Source organism: Dyadobacter ginsengisoli DSM 21015, from assembly GCF_059568735.1.
In genome coordinates this window covers 981,923-1,000,684 of sequence record NZ_JCANTY010000001.1, presented here as the reverse complement: position 1 = coordinate 1,000,684, position 18,762 = coordinate 981,923, and the positions used below count along the sequence as shown (strand labels likewise).

Below are 18,762 nucleotides of genomic sequence, written 5' to 3'. Positions count from 1 at the left end.
TTAAATAGGTGTATTGTATATTTAGGCTCCCAATGCCACCATAGCACCATGAAAAACGAAGTACTGGATGTATCAGCGAATAAAGCCATTCCGCTGGATATCGACGCTGCGATCTCCTTTATGCCCTTCATCCGGCACCTGGAAAAGCGAATAAGTGAAGAGAAGACATTGAAATCTTCATTTTATCAATCCATTCTGGATTATTTCAGCAACAACAACCTTCCACGGGAGGATGTCCCTCTCGAAGATACCCATTCGTACGGGGATTTTTATGAACGCATTTACTCAGTACTTTCAGCGCCGCTGATCCCGGAGGAGAAACTGGCCTGGGGAATGAGCTTTCCCCTCAATCCCAAGATCTTCTACGGCACAGATCTGCTGTATGAAATGCTGGGCGCCAAACCGATCGGGTTGGAAGGGCAGTTCGATATCCAGAAAACGCCGGTCGACTACCAGCGTGAGCGCCTGCACATGATCTACACGATGATCCTGCACCGGCTTTACAATTTTCAGGTACCGGCTAAAATCCAGCAATACCATGCCTGGACGCATGCGGACACGGGTCTTTTGCGCTATTATGAAGTCCTGGTAAACCCCGATTTCGTGGAAATCACGGCGACACGGCCCCTGCCCGAGCTGAATTTTGTTGAAATTTACTCGCATTTCAGCGAAGACAACGGGCATGTGCTATTGCAGCAAGTACTGCCGCTGGACATGTTCAGATTCCGTGGCTTTGCAGTCATTACGGTCTCGGATGTGACCGCAAAAATGGCCGTGGAAAATATCAAGAAAGTGCGCTTTAACCGAAAGCCCGGCGATAGCCCGGCGCGCTACCAGCGCATTATCCAGTCGCTGAAAACGCTGGTACAGAACAACCGTATCGAGTTTGACCTCTTCCCGTTCGTGCGCGTGAACGGACAAGCGGTGTACGGATACGAGCAAGCCGGAACAGGTATTCTATTCCAGATATGGGGTGAAAACAGGCTCACGCCAGAGGAATTCCGCAGGCAGGCGGAGGGCTATGCCGCCAAGCCGGTTTCGTTTTTCTCGCCGGACATACAGGGAGAAGAAGAAAATAAAATCGCCTGGCTCAACCCATTCCGGAATGCCGGTGTGAGGTCGCTGGCGCTGATACCGCTTTTCGTGGACCAGAAGGTGGTGGGGGTGCTCTGTATGCACACCTGGGAAGAGGAACGGTTCGACGAAAAGACGCTTGCCCAGCTGGACATGGCTTTTGCGCCCGTGGCCCAGCTCCTGAATATCTACATCGAGGAATTCAACATCGAGCTGGAAAATATCATTAAGGAAAAATTCACTTCCATACAGCCGGCTGTTCAATGGAAATTCAATGAGGCGGCCTGGCATTATCTGCATCGCCGCAAAAAAGGCTTGCCGGAAGTCACCGAAAACATCAGTTTTTATGACGTGTACCCGTTGTACGGTGCCGTCGACATTCGGAATTCCACCGCCGAACGGAACAACGCGATCAGAACCGATCTGGGAAATTATCTCAACCTGCTCGCACAGCTATTGGAAGCCTTGCAGCCATTCGACCGGTCATCGCTCATGCAGGAGCTGCGTTTCCATTGTGCCAAATGGCAGCAGACCATCAGCGGCGGCGAACTTAACAGTACCTCCGAAAATAATCTCAATATCTTTCTCAACGAGGAGTCGAAGAATTATCTGATGCATTTGTCGCAACAGGACTCGCGCACTAACGAACTGATCGATTCCTACATCGAGACCTCGCATCCTGCGCACGGGAAAGTACACCAGCACCGCGAGGAACTCGACCGTTCCATGGAGCTGATCAATTCGGCCGTGAACCGGTATTTTGAAGACGAAAAAGACGGACTCCAGCAATCCTTTCCCTGCTATTTCGAAAAGTTCAGGACGGATGGTATCGAATACGATATTTACATCGGACAATCGATCAGCCCCGAGAAGTCGTTCAGCCATTTCCATCTCAAAAACCTGCGACTCTGGCAGCTCTCTTCGATGATAGAAGTAGCTAAACGGGCCCGGGAATTGCTCGCTGAAATCCCGAAGGAACTGCATACAACGCAGTTGATTTTTGTTCACAACCATATGATCGACATTAGTTTCCGCGCCGATGAACGTAAGTTCGATGTGGAAGGGGCGTACAATATCCGGTATCAGATGATCAAAAAGCGGATCGACAAGGTGCGGATCAGGAATTCGGAGGAACGCCTTACCCAACCCGACAAAGTCGCGCTCATCTATTTCCACCGCCGTGATGTGGAGGATTACCTGCCATTTATCCAATATTTGCAGGAAACCAACGCACTCGAACCGGCCTTGGAAGAACTGGAACTCGAAGACCTGCAGGGGCTCAGCGGTCTGCGGGCACTGCGGATGAGCATCGTTTATTAATATACCCGGTCACACGCCGATGATACGATCTTTGGCCACAAAATTGTATTGACAAGCAACGCATAAAGACCTGTGTCAGAAGCTCCCGGAATCACACCGGGAGCTTTTTTGTTTTGTGACCCACAATAAAAACATTTGACTGAGGCATTTTTTGCAGTAAATATTATTTGGACTTATTATAAATAAATTATATTTGCAAATCCACAACGCAGTCTGAATATCATTTCCTGCTGCATTTACTACTCATTTTTATCTCATGTTTAAAAAACAATTTCTAATTACTGCTTTCCTGATCTGCTGTTCCGCTCAGCTTTTCGCACACGCGCTTTGGATTCAGACGGCCCCAAAAGGTAAAGCCGGTCAAAAGCAAACCGTCAAAATCATTTATGCGGAGCCAGGCGATAAACCTGAAAAATTAAGCGAATGGTATTCCGACGTGAAGGATTTTGAACTTTGGCTGGTAGCACCCGATCAAAAACGGACCAAACTTGCGACCACCGCAGCGGACGATCATTTCACCGCCGAATTTACACCCGACCAACAGGGCGTATACACGATAGCGGTAGGACACACTTCAAAAGAACTGGGCGGTACGACGGTCTATCAATTCAATGCGAGCGCGATTGTGACCGTTGGGAAAGCAGATGCAGGCAATAATGCAGCTGCGGGCGGCACAGAACTGAGCCTGTTCGCGGATCCTGCTAAGACTTACAAAGTAAACAGCCCCCTGAACCTGCGCGGACTTTTCAAAAGCAATGGAAATGAAAAACTATATGTGACTGTGGCCTCCCCGTCGGGATGGAGCAAGCAGATCAGCACCGATGAAAAAGGGCTTGCTGAATTTGTGCCGCTCTGGCCGGGAACCTACTACATCGAAGCATCCAAGAGCTGGAAAGAAGAAGGCAAGCACAATGGCAAGGATTACAAGGCTTTCTGGCGGAGCGCCACCTTGCTCGTGGAGGTAACCAAGTAGTGTCAATCGCAGATCACATCGCATGTCCCTGTCCGAACAAATCAATTCGTATTGTGTAAATAATAAGATCAGACTAGCCGAAAAACGGATCATCGTCGCTGATCAGCTGCTGGTATCCGATGAATTCACAGACGGGGATACGCTTTGGCGAGTGATGCGCAGTCGCGGGATTAAGATCAGTCCCGCGACTGTCTATGAATCACTCAACTGGCTGGTCAATGCCGGTTTTGCGGAAAGGCGGTTTGCCAGCGATAGCAGAAAAAACCTGTTCGGAATTCCTGAACCGGTCAGAAACGCATTGAACCATTAGCGGTCATTTCCTTCCCGCTCCGAGTATTTCAAAGTACAGGATCATGCATAATACACCGACAAATATTTTTCCTGCTAAGATCATCTCCGGGAATAACCCTCGTTAATCTGACCGGTCAACGTTCATTGGAGTAAATAAAGTCCACCCCAACTTTATTTGCCGTATTTTTCACGGACAAACCCTGGATTTAAAGGTACCCAAACCAGGAAATGGTTTTTGGTAATATCATGCCACAGCGCATAACCTGTGAGACGGTCAAAATAAACAATGCGGGTTTACAATTTACAAAGGCATGCAAATGGGAAGAGGAAAAATGGGAAATGCGGATCTGAATAAAGGGCAACAAACCTCCCGAATGCATTGATTTTCAAGAAGGTAAATAAATAAAAAAGGGTCCGTTAAACGGACCCTGAAATTACCTTATTCCGCTACCACGGCATTTTTAGGCTTGCGACCCCGGGGTTTACCGGTGTACGCAGGCTTGGGCTCCTCGGTACTCAGCGCCAGCTCGTAGCCTACAACTCCTTCATCATAATTAAAAAGAGTTATTTCAAAAACGAACTTCGTGTTTTCGAAATCAACACCACCCTTGCGAAGGATCAGCTCCAACGGAATGGAATACCCACGACCGCTTCTGGTCAATGCAAATGTTCCTTCTTCCTCTGTACTGGGGATCAGGTAAAGGTACTTCAGTGTTCTTTTACCTTGCTGTGTCCCGATTTTGAAACGGCTATTTTCCGCTTCGATACCCAATTCTTCCAGTGTTTTCGGAGGAAGAACCAGTTTTCCCGAAGCTGAAATGTAGCCTGTTGGTTTTGGCTGCTCCTGTGTTTTTTTAACTACTGAAACATTCTCTTCAGGTGAAAAGAATTTAATTGCTCGTGCTTTCATAAATAAATAACGGGTTGCTGGTGGATTATTACTTTCGCAAAAGTAATGAACTTAACATTTTATTAAAATACTTTTTTGTAATAAATAATGGTCCAAAAATTGAAAAATTTAATTCCACTATTTCTATCACCGCCATTCTTTTTATTTATCGGCCCCTTTGATGATTCGTAAATTGATTTTAAATAGGTGCATGGCACCCGCCATTGCAAAGCCTTCTTTCCCTCCGGTTTTTCAGTTTTTCATTCGGACCACACTTTGCAAACCAGTCCGTTGCAATTCATATTTTAATACCGTTTTAATATACACAAAAAGCGCTGTCATTTGCCATGGAAGCCAACCAGATGGCGCCGTGCGGTTACAAAATCCAAAACCCAAATGCAGAATTATTTGTATTTCAAAGGGCACATGTGAACAAATGGAAAAAGAAAAAGGCAGGGAATAATTCGATGCATAATTTTGATTCACCGATCGAAAATTCAGAAGTCCATGCGCAATTTTACTTTGTAGAAATAATTGGCTGTTCACCTAAACTTTAAGTTATATAATCCCGACGTAGCGGTATCCATCTACGCGGCAATGTTAAAACCTAAAAGCAACTCTCCCTCAGCACCTAAACGAATACGAATTTCATAACGGCAGCTATAAACGAAATCCTTTTTGTAAGTATTAATTCAGTTACAATTTAACCAGGGGAAACCGGAGATATTATGCCGGCATCAGTCCATGCGTCGGCATGATGAGCCTCGGGAAGGCTTGCGCTCACGGGCAGCGTACCAGCACAGAACCCGGGTTGTTAATTCTCCGTACCTTCTTTTTCAAACCCATTTATCCCGTACATTGCAAAACACATAGCCCGGGATGATACTCACCATGAAAAAACTACTACTACTAAGCCTCTTATTCCTCTCAAATCTGCAACTGTTTGCACAGGCAACCCGATCGTTCAGCTCCCCCGGTGGGACAATTCGCGTCGAGGTGCAGATACAGAAGCAACTCCGGTATAGTGTTTATTTCAAAGACCGGCTGATCGTTTCTCCGTCCGAGATCGACATGGCGTTAATTCACGGAAAAAAGCTCTCGGATAATCTCTCCAAGCCCCGGTTTACGGAAAGACTCGTCCATGAGAACATCATCTCGCCTGTTCCCGAAAAGCGCAAAAACATTCCGAATCATTACCGCGCATTGAAAGTGACTCTGGGGAATGGATTTTCAGTCATTTTCAGGGCATATGAGGACGGCGTCGCCTACCGGATCACGACGGCATTTGCAGACAGTATTACCGTTCACTCAGAAACGGCAGCATTTCATTTTCCAGCCGCCCACCCGGTGTATTACCCCGAAGTACCACCGGGTGGGATGGACATTTACCATACGAGTTTCGAGGAGCCATATACCCTCAAAACGATGGAGAACATCACCTCCAAAAATCTCTTTTTCAGCCCGGTACTCATCGCCCCGGATGCCTCCCCCAAAATAGCCATCACCGAATCCGACCTGGAAGATTACCCGGGCATGTTCCTCACCGGCACCGGTTCACAGGCACTGACGGGTCGTTTTGCCCCCTACCCCGTCGAAGAAAAAGAGACCAGCGAGCTCTATTCCACGCGCTACGTGAGCCGTCGTGCCGATTATATTGCCCGAACCAAAGGCACGCGGAGTTTCCCCTGGCGGGTGCTCATGATCGCGGAAACGGATAAGGATCTGCCTGCCAACGACCTCGTGTACCGGCTGGCAAGCCCTTCACGGGTACCCGATGTTTCGTGGGTCAAGCCAGGCAAGGCTACGGATGAATGGATCATCACTTCCAATATTTTCAATGTGCCCTTCAAAAGCGGGATCAACACGGCTACCTACAAATACTACATCGACTTCGCCAAAAGATTTGGTTTTGAACGTATTATGATGGACGCAGGTTGGAGCGACAACAATGATCTGTTCAAGATCAATCCGGATATCGATATGGATGAGATCATGTCGTATGCCAAAAGCAAGGGCATCGGCGTCAGCATGTGGACATTGGCATTGACCCTTGAAAAACAACTTGAACCGGCATTGGATCAGTTCAATAAATGGGGTGTGGATTTTATCATGACCGATTTTATAAACCGTGACGATCAGAAAGCCGTACAGTTTTTCTATAAGATCGCCGAAGCCTGTGCCCGTCACAAACTGATGCTGATGTTCCATGGCGCATTCAAACCCGCCGGCTTTAACCGCACCTTCCCGCACGCCATTGCGCGCGAGGCCGTGCTGGGCTCGGAGTACAATATGTGGAGTGCCAAAGCCACCCCGGATCACAACCTGCTCCTTCCTTTCATCCGGATGCTCAGCGGGCCGATGGACTACGAGCCGGGTATGCTCAACAATGCAACGCCGAAAGGTTTTCATGCAATACCAGAAAATGTAATGTCGCTGACAACCCGTACCCAGCAACTCGCCATGTTCGTGGTGTACGAAAGCCCTATCCAGTTCTTCGCCGGCAATCCTTCGCAAGGGATGAATGAACCTGCATTCATGGAAATGCTCGGTAGTATCCCGACTGTTTGGGACGATACCCGTATCCTGGATGCCAAAGTCGGCGATTTCATCGTCACAGCCCGGCGAAAAGGCACCGATTGGTTCGTCGGCGCCATGACCGACTCCACTGCCCGCGATTTAACTATTCCGTTCCAATTCCTGGGAGAAGGTAGTTATCAGGCCACAATTTGTGAAGACGGCGTTAATGCCGACCGTTACCCGGCCGATTACCGTTTGTCTGAATCTATATTAACCAGGAAGGATCATCTGAAAATACATATGGCGCCGGGTGGCGGCTACGTGGTGAAACTGACTTTCAAAGAATAGACCTACGTCGACTATCTGCGTCATTGCTCTACATTATTTCGTGATTTCGGCCCGATCCGCTTCATTTACTGCACGATCTCCCACCGGAGCACGCAATCCACATTCAAATGCTGTCACTGGCGGGAAGAACTATTTATAGCCAACCATTCAGCCCTGGTAACGACCAGTCGTGTAGTATGCAATGCATAGTACCAAGCATTACATAGCTTTGTGTCAAAACTATTAGCCATGAAAACTTTTGATGACGCACCCCACCATTTCACATTTCCCGGCCGATGGCTGGGAGGTGTGTCACTGGTACTGGCACCCGCGCTGCTGCTGACGGGTGAGGTCCTGAAATTCCGGTTCGATTTTTTCTTTCCCGAACAGCTCCGGGCATTCCAAAACCACCCGACGCTGATGTTCACCGCTTACAGCCTTTTTCTGGCAGGTAACATCCTCCTATGGCCGGCCATCATAACACTCGCAAACCTCATCGGCAAAACCAGGCCCCTGTGGGCCGTCTGGGGCGGCGGGTTAGTCTTGTTTGGGTTGTTTGCGCGTACGTTTCATTCGGGTATCAACCACCTTGCGTTCCAGCTCGTGAATATCCTGACCCTGCCCAGGGCCACGGAGGTCGTAGGGCAGTCATATGGTTCTTTTCACATCATCTCCACGTTATCCGGGGCGATCCTTTTCGGCTGGGCTGTACTGGCTGTCGGAGCCTGGCTGTCGGGTACTTTGCAACCCTGGGCAGTGGTTGCCCTGGCAATGATGTCGGTATTGATGATCGGTGTGCTGAAAGGTGGGACGGTCATGTCGCTCGTTGCCACGGGTTGCCTTTGCATTGCATTCCTGCCGCTCGGCATTCGCGTCCTGACCGACGGACCCATGCCCTCCCCCCGCCTGTTCTGGGGATGGCTGATATTCGTGATCGCCGTAATCGGGCTGTTCTTTTTTCTCGGGCAGGCCGGGTAGTCGCCGATAAACTGCTATTCAGCGGCAACTTTCACAGGTTTACGCGACCTAACCGGTTTCTCCTTGCCGTTCTTCTTCCTTCTGCCCCACCAGATCACAAACCCGGTAACAGGCAGGCTGGCGCAAATCAGCCCCGCAAAGAAGGTCAGTATCTTGCTCGGCAGTCCGGCCCACGCGCCTACATGGAGGTCGAAGTTCAAAGCGTAGATCTGTTCTCCGTTGGTGAGTTCGCCAAATGATCGCGAACGGAGCTGTTTACCGGTAAATTGGTCATACTGCCCCTGTATACGATCGTAGCGGTTACTGCCCGTGAGGTAGGTGGATGCATTAACCGGGAGCTTGCCGGTCGCGGGGAAATTGATGAGATAGCCATAAGCATTGGGTTGATCCCGTTGCAGGGTTTCAAAAACCCGATCCACGGCAGCTATTTCTTTCGGCCGGGTGGTGTCGGAAAAAACGGCTGGCACTTTCACTTGTCTTCCACCGTCGGCAATGGCACGTACGCCGTTCTCAAACCACTCGAAAGCCCAAACCAACCCCGTCAGCGCACTCACCATCAGAATGATACATGCGTAGAATCCCAGTACATTATGCAGATCATAGTTGACACGTTTCCATTTCGCGCTCCATTTGATTTTGAAGCTCTTGTCCACGTTGCCTTTGTTCCATTTCTTCGGCCACCAGAGTACAAGCCCCGAAATGAGGATCAACACAAATGCCAGCACCGAATAGCTCACTACTGCATGCCCGATCTTTTCTCCGAAGAGCATGTGCATATGCAGCCCGAGCACGACCGTAAAGAATTCATTTTTCGTGTCTTCAAGTTTCACAACTTCCCCGGTATAGGGATTGACATATGCCCGATAGTAATATTTATAGTAGTCCCAATGCGAAAACCCTTCCTTATCGATTTTCAATGCCCGGAAAATGTATGTCCTGTCAGGTTGGGACGATATTTCAACCCTTGTAACCGGTCTTTTGGCACCCACCGCATCCTGGGCGGCCCGCAGCAATTGACTTAGCGGCAGTTTGGGCTTGCTTTCAGGTTGAATAAAAAGCCTGTCCTGATACACCAGCGGCTTTATTTCATCCACGAAGACATACAAGGCTCCCGATAGCCCGAGCAATACCACGACGATCCCGGAGGCAAGCCCCAGCCAGAGATGCAATGTGCCTATGATTTTGTTCAGGACCGTCTTTTTCTGCGACATGGATCAGAAGTTGTGTAAATTCAGCCGGGAAATCCGCTCAAATGCGCTGAAACTGGTTCGGACAGCCGTTTGGCAAAGAAATATCCTATTTAGTTTAATTACAAACTGATGATCATGTAAACGGATATAAAAAATTCCCAGGCAGGAATAATCCAAACATGTCGGTGTTTTATCTAAACTATATTCTAAAAAAAGCTATTGCCCCGCAAGGATTTGACCAGATAATCAGGTTAGACCAGATTACTCGCAACACCGGCCAATTTCATCTATTTTTGCCCCTGACTGTTGCTGTTCCCTGTATTACATGAAGCCCTCTTTCTTTTCCCGATACGAATGGTGGTACCATCTGGCGATGATGCCGGTGTTTCTCGTCGCGGGCAATCTTTTCTTTACAGGACAGAACTACTTTACCAATCTCCGCATCTTCCTCATCGCCACGGCGCTTATTTTTGTACTGTACTGGATTACCGTCATCACACTCACGACGGCGGTCCGGAGAATGATCGCACGCTTTCCCGGAGTGGACCAGACGTCTAGGCGGCTGGCGGCTACGCTGCTCCTCGTGGGCGCACTCACGACCGTGCTTGCATTGTTTACCGTGTGGTTGTACAGCCTGATCCCCGGCCTCGCCGTCACGTTTAATCTCGTGACCGTTTTCCCGGTCATCGCGGCCGGCCTGGTGTTCGATGTGTTCCTTTGTGCGGTGATGGCTCTTTTTCATTCACTCGAACAATGGCGAAAAAATGAGGCCGAAAATGAAAAGCTGGAAAGAATAGCGCTGGAAAATCAGTTTGATGCATTGAAAGGTCAGGTTAATCCCCATTTTCTGTTCAACAGCCTGAATACACTGTCCTCACTCATCAGCGCAGCACCCGACGAAGCTGAAAATTTTGTGGAAGATCTGGCGCGGATTTACCGGTATATGTTGCAGGCAGCCAAAACCGAACTCGTACCGCTTCACACCGAACTCGAATTCCTGAAAGTCTATACCCGGCTGATGAAAGTGAGGTATCAGGAGGGTCTGCATGTCATTCAGCCAGAGGCGGTCTCTCCGGACCTGATGCTGCCTCCCCTGACCCTTCAGATATTGCTTGACAACGCGATCCAGTATAATGTACTATCGGCCTCCCGACCACTCTCGATCCGCGTAGAACTTACCGAAAACAGGACGCTGCTGATCAGAAACGACATTCAGACCCGCCACCGGACGCTGAACGCCACGCATGTCGGGCTTCGCGGGCTTGCTGCCCGGTATCTTAAACTCACGGAACGGGAGGTTTCCGTAGACCAATCCGCAGGCGAATTCTGCGTTACGGTGCCGCTCTTGCCGGAGTGACGCACGGGACGAATGCGACACCTGCAGGAATGACAATTCATGCCAATAAAAATGCACTTGATACAACAAATCGATCCGCTTGTTCACGCATTCCCCTATTTTTGAACCATGCCTGACGGACTGACGCACCATCCCGGCTGAAACCTGACCATGAAAAAGAGTGTATCGGAAAAGTTTTTGGGAATACTGCCATCCAGGCATCGCTGGGCCTATGCGCTTTCGATGCCCGTGTTCCTGATTCTTTTCAACTACCTGCTGGTAGGTCCGGAGAGCTTTCGCGACTGGAAGATTTTTACAGGTGCGGCCCTGCTCAACACAACGATCCTGATCACCACATTTTTTGTACAATCGGCGGTGAACCGGAAAATAGCCAAACGGTACGCGGGGTTGGATCAGACCTTAAAGAGAATCATCGCAGGCTTCATAGCACATGCGGCATGGTCGGCGGCGGCGCTCATTCCCATCGCCTGGTTTTATATGGGAACGCGCATTTTCGGCTCCACGGCTACGGTTCACAGTGTTATAATCCTTTACATCGTGAATCTCGGAATTGTAGTGCTGCTGTCCGGTATTGTGGAAACATTCCATGCGATCAGGCGATGGAAACAGCAAGAGGTAAATAAAGAGCGGTTGCTGAAAGAAAATGTCAACGGCCAGTTGGAGAGCCTGAAAGCGCAGATCAGTCCTCACTTTCTGTTCAATACGCTGAATTCGCTTTCGGCCCTGATCGGGGAAGACCCGGAGAAAGCAGAAGAGTTTGTGGACGAAATGGCCCGCGTTTACCGCTATCTCCTGCAAACCAATCACTCATCAGTGGAAGAAGGTGATTTCAGTCAACTGACGACGCTTAGAAAGGAGTTGTCATTCATCGAATCCTACGGGCATTTACTTAAAACCCGGTATGGCGAAGGAATGAAACTATACATTCACGTGGAAAATTTGTATCTGGACCACCGGATCCCGCCGCTTACGCTTCAATTACTGGTGGAGAATGCGGTCAAGCATAATGTGATCAGGGCGAGTAAACCCTTGACCATTTTTATTTTGAGCACGGTGGAGGGCCGTCTGATGATCCGTAACAATTTACAAAAGAAGAGTTTCACCGCGGGGGTCGAGCACATTGAGTCTACGCAGGTGGGACTGGCCAATATCCTGAGTAAATATAGATTACTGGGCGAATATCGGCCGGAATTACCTCACCCCCTCATTGAAAGCAACCACGAGTTTTTTACCGTTACTTTACCACTGATTTCCTGAAAAATGAACGCACTTATTGTCGAAGATGAAGATCTGTCGGTTCGCCGGCTCAAAAAAATGCTGGGTGAAGTAGCGCCGGAGCTCCTCATTGCCGGGATCACCGACAGTATCGAACAAACCGTCGACTGGGTTAGCGAAAACCGCCGGGCCGGTAAGCCCGACCCCGACCTGATCTTCCTGGATATCGAGCTTTCCGACGGACAAAGTTTTGAGATTTTCAACCGGATCGACGTGTCCAGTTCCATCATATTTACAACTTCGTATGATGAATACGCATTGCAGGCGTTCAGGCACAACAGCATAGACTATCTCTTGAAGCCGGTCCACCGTGACGATTTGCTGCGCAGCTTGCAGAAATACGAAAAAATGAAAGGACAGCCAGCGGACGACTCCCTGGCCGGTATCCGTAAGTTGCTCGAAGACTTTAAAAAGACCACTGCGGTAGAATACCGACAGCGTTTCCTGGTGAAGCAGGGACAGAAAATGCTCTCTATCGAGGTCGGTGATATTGCGTATTTCTTCACCGACGACCGTTACAGTTTTTTCATGACGGATACCAACCAAAAAATGCTCGTCGATTACACGCTCGACGAACTGGCTGAAGTACTGGATCCGGCCCGTTTTTTCAGGGTGAACCGGAGCATGATGATCACGCACCGCTCGGTGGACAAGATAGACCCCTATTTCGGTAACCGTCTGGCCCTGACATTGCGCCCGGCCCACAACAAGGAAGTCCTCGTTAGCCGCGAGAAGGTGGTTGATTTTAAGGTTTGGATGGGAAAATAGCCGGTTAAAATTTAAAATTAAACGGTTCGGTTACAACCATTACCAGTCAGGGGGAATCTGTTTAGGAAATTAGCCATTGAACAATGAAACCGACTCAACTCCTGCTCCTGCTGGTAATGCTTTGCGCTGCCTGCTCCGAACCTTCCACCGCTCCGGATGACCGTCTTGACGCCGTCGATACCAGGCTCAAATCCAGCCATTTCTTTTTTATAGATCAATCGCATTATACCGTCGATTATACCTATACACCCATCGGCCTGCTCGAGAAGGAAATCCAGCTTGAAATAAATGGCGATACGCTTTTTGTCACTTCCTACGTATACGGGAACGGAAAGCTGATCGCACAGCACAACGGAGCCGACCCGAGACTTGCGTCTTTCACTTATCAGTACAAAAAAGATTCGCTGGTTGAAGCAGAATATGAAGAATTCCGGTCCAGGCCGGATAAGCAGCATTTTACCCGCTCCTATTCCTATCCGGAAAAAGACATGGTGATGATCACGGAACTGAATCTGGTGAGTAATAAATCACAACACATTTTACTCTACCTGAAAGATGGCAACATCATCCGGACCAAGACGCTCGACCCGTTCACAGACCAGGTAATGGAGGAAACCGCTTTCGAGTACGATAACCACCCTAATCCCTACCACGGCCTCACGGGTACACCGGACTTTTCGCGGTTTCCGTCCAAAAACAATGTCACGGTCATCCAAACACTTTTTCAGAACGGAGGTTCCGTCCATGCAGAAGTGCGGTATACTTACGACTATCTCGATAACGGGCTTCCTGCTAAAAAATATCAGATCCTGGCAGGAAACAAAAAACTGCTTGAACAGGAATACATTTACAGCCGGAATTAACCCAAGCAACAGCTCCGCGAATTAAATTCTCAGAACCAGTCTGTCTTCCAATGCTGCTATTTTGCCAGGCTCGATGCGCCGCTCGTGCGGCAGCGTGTAAAATTCGATGACCATTATGATACCATCCGCAGTCCTTTCAAGTAGCACTTTCAAAAAACCATGTTTCGTATCACAACTTGCTTCCAGGTTCACGCCGTCAAATAATGGAAGCTCGCTGGTAAAACGGTAGTCATTGGTGTAAGCAACGGGATGGAGCTCATCGTAGCCTCCGCTTCCTGCCACGATAAAGGGCAGCACACGTCCGCTTTTGTAATGCCGGCTAAAACGTTGGTAATTATGCACATGCCCGCTGAACACGATATCAGGGTATATCCCGGTTTCTTCAAAAGCGCTTTCCAGCAATTCGATCATCGGAATACTCGAACCGTGGTTGATATCCGCTGAATAGGGCGAATGGTGCAGGCAGAGGATGAGGGCTTTACCAGGTCGCTCCTTGTCGGCTGCGCGCAGCTCATGGATCAGCCATTCACGCTGATCGCTCGTGACCACCCCAAACTTCGTTATGTTGCAATACATACCGATGATATTGGCAAGCGGCGTAACCAGCGTCCAATATACATTCGGCTGCACCATGCTTTTCCGCTCGGCATTACCGCTGAAAGAGACCGTATGGGATTCGGTATCACAAAAAACGGCCTTGAAAGCATCCAGACTATGGTAGTTCACGCGGCTGTCGGGATTTATGTCGCTGTCGTGGTTGCCTGGGATGGCGAAGATCGGCCCGGGATACTTTTGGTAGGGCTCGAAGAATTGCCGCTGATATTCACTCGCCTCTCCGAAATTATAAACCACATCACCGAGGTGAAACAGGAAGCGCGGTTCATAGCCTGTATCGTCGGCGGCTTCGTATTGTCTTACCATTTCACCCACTACCAGTTTTTGGAAATCAGGTGTGCGAATACTGCCGGTGTCACCGACCATGTGAAATGCCAGCTTATCGGGATCGGGAAGTGACAGAACCGATTCCAGGTTCAGGTGGTAGGGATATTCTCCGGTCGGCGCCGGAGCAGGCTGAAACTTAAAGGAATCATCGGGAACGTCCCGTTTAAAGACAGGTTTATTGAATTTTTGCGGGTAATTAGACTTCATTACATGGGGCTGTTCATTCTCAGCCTTTTGGATAGTTACTATGTCCATAACAGCGTTTTTGACTAATCCAAGCTAGCAAAAACGCTGTCAGAGTGTGTAAACATAGCATTAATTTTGGATTAAGAACAGCCTTCCCCCGCCTTTGTCCCTTATTCAATCCGGCAACTTGGAATCACCCAATTATAACTTGATTTGATGATCACTGATCTTCGTCGGGAACGTCGAAGCCACACGATCGGGTGCGGCGGGGCTATAAACAGTGCTCCTGCCTTCGATGGTCATCTGTCCTGCGGTGTCCAGGGTCACGAATGCATACAACGGGTCTTTATAATAGTAAGCCCCGCCTTTGGTATACACATAAGTGGCGCTGTTGACGATAAAGTAATGTACACCGTTGCGCTCGCCATACCGGTCGTCGTGGTCGTGTCCCATGAAAACAGCGCAGACTCTCCCAGGACCGGATGCTTGCGCCGCTTTGAAATTGGCTTCATCAAAAATCCGGAGAATCTCTTCCGCATTCCCGAGCTCGTCATGAAAGTCGCTCAGGAATACCGGCTGGTGCATGAATACGACCACCGGATATTTGGCATTCGCAAGGTCGCTACGCAGCCATTCCAGTTGCTCCTGGTCGGTAAAACTACGTTTGGGCGAGGGCAGCTTCCCCCAGTTCGACGAGTCGTAGTCCTTCAATGTGCCGTCGTCTTCTTTCAGGAAATTCCGGTCCATCACCAAAAAATGGAAACCGCCCTGGTCGAATGAATAGTAGCGCTTCGGCATTCCCCAGAATTGCATGATCGTTTCCTTGCTGCAATAATCCATGTCGTGGTTACCCAGCACGTGATACTTCGGTCCATTATACCGGTTCCATTCCGCCAGAATGCCATCCGAACGGGTATGGCGACAAAAATCGCCGCATTGAATGATGAAATCCGGGTTTACTTTGGCTACGTCATCCATGAATCCGCTCAGTCGCCTGACCTCCTCCTGGCCAAACTGCAAATGGTGCAGGTCCGAAATCATGCCAAAGCGAATCTGCTGAGGTTTGCCGGGCACATTGGAGGGAATGGAGTATGAATTCTGATAAACGGCCATACTGCCGGCCGCTACACCCAGGTTTCTGATAAAATCCCTACGGTCCATTGTATCGTTGTCTGATTTATTTCGAAACACTTTTTACCGGTTCTCCTACCGCGTGATTGGCGGTGAACTTGAACCCGAGCAAGCCGGCAACTGTTTGCGCGAACTGATCCTGGTAGATCTGCCCGGCAGCCTTCACTTCGCCCGTAGCCGGCGTATCCGGCCCGATGACCGCCATCCAGGTTTCGTTCGAGCCCGGCGCGGAAGTTCCGTGACTGGTCCATTTGTCCCCGGTACCGCGTCCATGATCAGGATAAATGATGAATGTGGTGTTGCCTTTGTAAAAATTATCTTGCTGCATCATTTCCCACAGGCTCGCAATCATCGCGTCGAGATAGTGAGCTCCGTCGAGAAATGCGTCGTACTGGCCGTGATGGCCGAATTCGTCGGTATCGGCAAAATCGATATGCAGCACACGCGGGTGATTCGCCTGCACATACGACTTCGTGAGCGCGAACGTATGCGCATCGAACCGCACCGTTTTACCAAAATACTCGGGCAGGTAATATTGGAGCTCGTTAGCCAGATGCTGAGCCTCTGTCAATTTCGCTCCCTTTACCTTTTCACCCGGAATATTCACCAGCATTCCGTTCCGGTCCCGGTTAATAATACGGGAAAGAGCATCCCAGGAGGCGAACGTCACAACTTTTCCTTCAAACCCCTTTTGCTTGTTAAGGAATTCGAGGACGTTTTCGTTCGGATTGTTGGGGAAATCATTGCTGTTGATCTTCTCGTCATAAAATCCGCATAGTGTCTCGCTCCTGCCCGGGTACGAAAACCAGTATTTATTCCGGACATTGACCAGGTTACCCAGGTCCCGGTTACCGTAGAGCTGCCCTTTCCCGGCGATTGTTCCCCAAAAGAAAGGCATCAATTTGACGCGCCGCTCGACCGGAGTTCTGGCCCAGTATTTCGCAACCATAGCGGCGGAATCCTGCTGACGGTACTTCCTATTGAAAAACAGCGCAGAATCGGCGCCCCGGAAAATCTCCTGCCAGCGATAGCCGTCAATGGAAATCATGACCACATTTTTAGTTTTGGTTTGCGCCAGGGCAGTGAAGCTCAGTGCCGTTAGCATCAAGATCAGTAATCTATTTTTCATAATGTTAAGGTTAAGAGTCCGGAAAAGTAACAAACTTCCCCCGGACTAAGTGTCGGCCGGAGGAAGCGCATTTTTATTTCGTCAGCCACATCACACTGTTCTGCGTGTCCGCTCCATTGAACTGGTTTTTTAACGCCGCTTTTACATTCGCTTCGTTGGTCGTGTACTCGCTTGTCGGGTAGGCCCAGCGAACCGGGATCTGGTTATTGTTGGCATTCGCCTGGCCTATACTGAAGGTCGGAATGCCTGTGCGCCGGTAGTTGTAGAAAGCCTGCCGTCCCGAATTTTCGAAGAAAGCCATATACTTCTGTTCGAGGATTTTATGCAGCCCCTTTTCATTGTTGCCAGGGTAGGCATTCTTTGCCAGAAAGCCATCGATGTCTGCTTTTGAAATATTATAGAACTTCATCGATTCCTCGATCGCCTTCTGGTAATGATCAGCCGCATTGCCCGATGCCCAGCCGCGGTTAATACCCTCCGCGATGTTGAAATGCACTTCATGTGCGCCAAGCTGGATCGCAGGTACTCCTGCGGCAGATGCCTCCCAATAATCAAAATTGATCATAGACAACATCCCTTTCCCTGCCTCGTCAAGCAACGTCGATTGCAGGTCACCGGTTTTGCCGCCGCCATAACGCAGGAACGGGTCTGCATTGTTTTTCAATGCATCGGCGGGTGATGCTACCACGAGCAAACGCGGGTCGCGGGTCGCTTTGGCGATGTCCACAAACGTAGCCCCCAGCGTGTTGCGTTTGTCGTTCTTGACCACCACACCGTTACTCGGCCACAATGGGTAAGTGTTAATGGTATTGTAAATGAGCTGGAAGTTGTCGGCATTCGTCGTGATGAGCGGGTATTTGGCCGGATCGTTGACGATCGCTGCAAACTGCTGTTTTACATTCAGGTCGGGCGTGTCGTCGGCGCGTTTGCTCAATCCGATCAAAACCCGCAGCCGGAAGGAATTGACCAGTTTTTGCCACTTCACCAGATCACCACCATATATGTAGTCCCCCGATATCGCCGGTTTCTTCGCGATGAGCGCTGGCATTTCGGCATTGGCCTCGTCCAGCCATTTCAGGATTTGAATGTAAACATCCTTCTGGCTGTCATATTTAGGCTTGAAATTCTGTTCGCTGGCACCCTGGATTGCCTCCGACATCGGGATATCGCCAAACATCTCCGTGGCCCGGCTGTAAAAATAAGCCTTGAAAAACTTCGCCAGCGTAATGTAGTGTACGGCTACATCACCCGCCTTTGCGGCCTCAATCTCCATCCGGTTGATATTCCGGAGCGGCGTATAAGCGTCGAAGGCACCCGTAGTCCAGCCGTAGGCCTGCCCGTCGTAATAGGCCTCATTCTGCGTCATATACTGATTATGGCGATGGTCGGTGCTCCACGGTGCATCCGATGCATTCAGAAGAATACCTGTCAAGATCAGATCAGCCGAAGGGTTGGTGATCGCGCCGGGGTCTTTTTGCAGGGTGTCGATGTCCTGGCAGCTCCCCAGGCCCAATGCGATGGAGAGAAAAATATATGTAAGCTTTTTCATATG

At 49.5% G+C, this 18,762-nt stretch carries 15 protein-coding genes; 9 read left to right on the top strand and 6 right to left on the bottom strand.

The window, feature by feature from the left end:
• The first annotated feature begins 48 nt into the window (after positions 1-48).
• From BP71_RS03495 to BP71_RS03485, 3 genes are all read left to right on the top strand, one after another.
• Positions 49-2,394 carry a GAF domain-containing protein gene (locus BP71_RS03495; protein ID WP_496376653.1) on the top strand — a complete coding sequence of 782 codons (2,346 nt, stop codon included), beginning with the start codon at positions 49-51 and terminating at the stop codon, positions 2,392-2,394.
• A 256-nt stretch (positions 2,395-2,650) separates the two neighbouring features.
• Complete coding sequence (locus BP71_RS03490) at positions 2,651-3,367, top strand: DUF4198 domain-containing protein (protein WP_496376651.1); 717 nt, start codon at positions 2,651-2,653, stop codon at positions 3,365-3,367.
• Positions 3,368-3,389: 22 nt separating this feature from the next.
• The gene (locus BP71_RS03485) at positions 3,390-3,677 is read left to right on the top strand and encodes a transcriptional repressor (RefSeq protein ID WP_496376649.1); all 288 of its coding nucleotides are present in this window, start codon (positions 3,390-3,392) and stop codon (positions 3,675-3,677) included.
• A gap of 420 nt (positions 3,678-4,097) precedes the next feature.
• Here the strand turns inward: BP71_RS03485 and BP71_RS03480 are convergent, their stop codons facing one another.
• The gene (locus BP71_RS03480) at positions 4,098-4,568 is read right to left on the bottom strand and encodes a hypothetical protein (RefSeq protein ID WP_496376647.1); all 471 of its coding nucleotides are present in this window, start codon (positions 4,566-4,568) and stop codon (positions 4,098-4,100) included.
• 870 nt (positions 4,569-5,438) lie between these two features.
• Here BP71_RS03480 and BP71_RS03475 point away from each other — a divergent pair.
• Together BP71_RS03475 and BP71_RS03470 are read left to right on the top strand one after the other, a co-directional pair.
• Positions 5,439-7,412 (top strand): glycoside hydrolase family 97 protein, encoded by a 1,974-nt coding sequence (locus BP71_RS03475; protein WP_496376645.1) that lies wholly within the window; start codon positions 5,439-5,441, stop codon positions 7,410-7,412.
• A 228-nt stretch (positions 7,413-7,640) separates the two neighbouring features.
• Entirely contained in the window at positions 7,641-8,369 is a 729-nt protein-coding gene (locus tag BP71_RS03470) for a hypothetical protein (protein ID WP_496376643.1), read from the top strand.
• Positions 8,370-8,383: 14 nt separating this feature from the next.
• Here BP71_RS03470 and BP71_RS03465 read toward each other — a convergent pair whose 3' ends face one another.
• Positions 8,384-9,580: a PepSY-associated TM helix domain-containing protein gene (locus tag BP71_RS03465; RefSeq protein WP_496376641.1), complete on the bottom strand. Its 1,197-nt coding sequence runs from the start codon at positions 9,578-9,580 to the stop codon at positions 8,384-8,386.
• 304 nt (positions 9,581-9,884) lie between these two features.
• Between BP71_RS03465 and BP71_RS03460 the strand changes: the two genes are divergently transcribed.
• From BP71_RS03460 to BP71_RS03445, 4 genes are all read left to right on the top strand, one after another.
• On the top strand, positions 9,885-10,916 hold the full coding sequence (locus BP71_RS03460) for a sensor histidine kinase (protein ID WP_496376639.1): 1,032 nt from the start codon (positions 9,885-9,887) through the stop codon (positions 10,914-10,916).
• A gap of 150 nt (positions 10,917-11,066) precedes the next feature.
• The gene (locus BP71_RS03455; RefSeq protein ID WP_496376637.1) at positions 11,067-12,173 is read left to right on the top strand and encodes a sensor histidine kinase; all 1,107 of its coding nucleotides are present in this window, start codon (positions 11,067-11,069) and stop codon (positions 12,171-12,173) included.
• A gap of 3 nt (positions 12,174-12,176) precedes the next feature.
• Positions 12,177-12,959 (top strand): LytR/AlgR family response regulator transcription factor, encoded by a 783-nt coding sequence (locus BP71_RS03450; protein WP_496376635.1) that lies wholly within the window; start codon positions 12,177-12,179, stop codon positions 12,957-12,959.
• Positions 12,960-13,042: 83 nt separating this feature from the next.
• Entirely contained in the window at positions 13,043-13,822 is a 780-nt protein-coding gene (locus BP71_RS03445) for a hypothetical protein (RefSeq protein ID WP_496376633.1), read from the top strand.
• Between the two features lie 21 nt (positions 13,823-13,843).
• On the opposite strand, the gene BP71_RS03440 is transcribed toward BP71_RS03445, so the two are convergent.
• The 4 genes from BP71_RS03440 to BP71_RS03425 form a co-directional block, all read right to left on the bottom strand.
• Complete coding sequence (locus BP71_RS03440) at positions 13,844-15,019, bottom strand: metallophosphoesterase family protein (protein ID WP_496376631.1); 1,176 nt, start codon at positions 15,017-15,019, stop codon at positions 13,844-13,846.
• Between the two features lie 132 nt (positions 15,020-15,151).
• The gene (locus BP71_RS03435; RefSeq protein ID WP_496376629.1) at positions 15,152-16,111 is read right to left on the bottom strand and encodes a metallophosphoesterase family protein; all 960 of its coding nucleotides are present in this window, start codon (positions 16,109-16,111) and stop codon (positions 15,152-15,154) included.
• A gap of 16 nt (positions 16,112-16,127) precedes the next feature.
• Positions 16,128-17,210, bottom strand: coding sequence for an alkaline phosphatase family protein (locus BP71_RS03430; protein ID WP_496376627.1), 1,083 nt, complete (start codon positions 17,208-17,210; stop codon positions 16,128-16,130).
• 73 nt (positions 17,211-17,283) lie between these two features.
• On the bottom strand, positions 17,284-18,759 hold the full coding sequence (locus tag BP71_RS03425; protein ID WP_496376625.1) for a SusD/RagB family nutrient-binding outer membrane lipoprotein: 1,476 nt from the start codon (positions 18,757-18,759) through the stop codon (positions 17,284-17,286).
• Between the last annotated feature and the right edge of the window lie 3 nt (positions 18,760-18,762).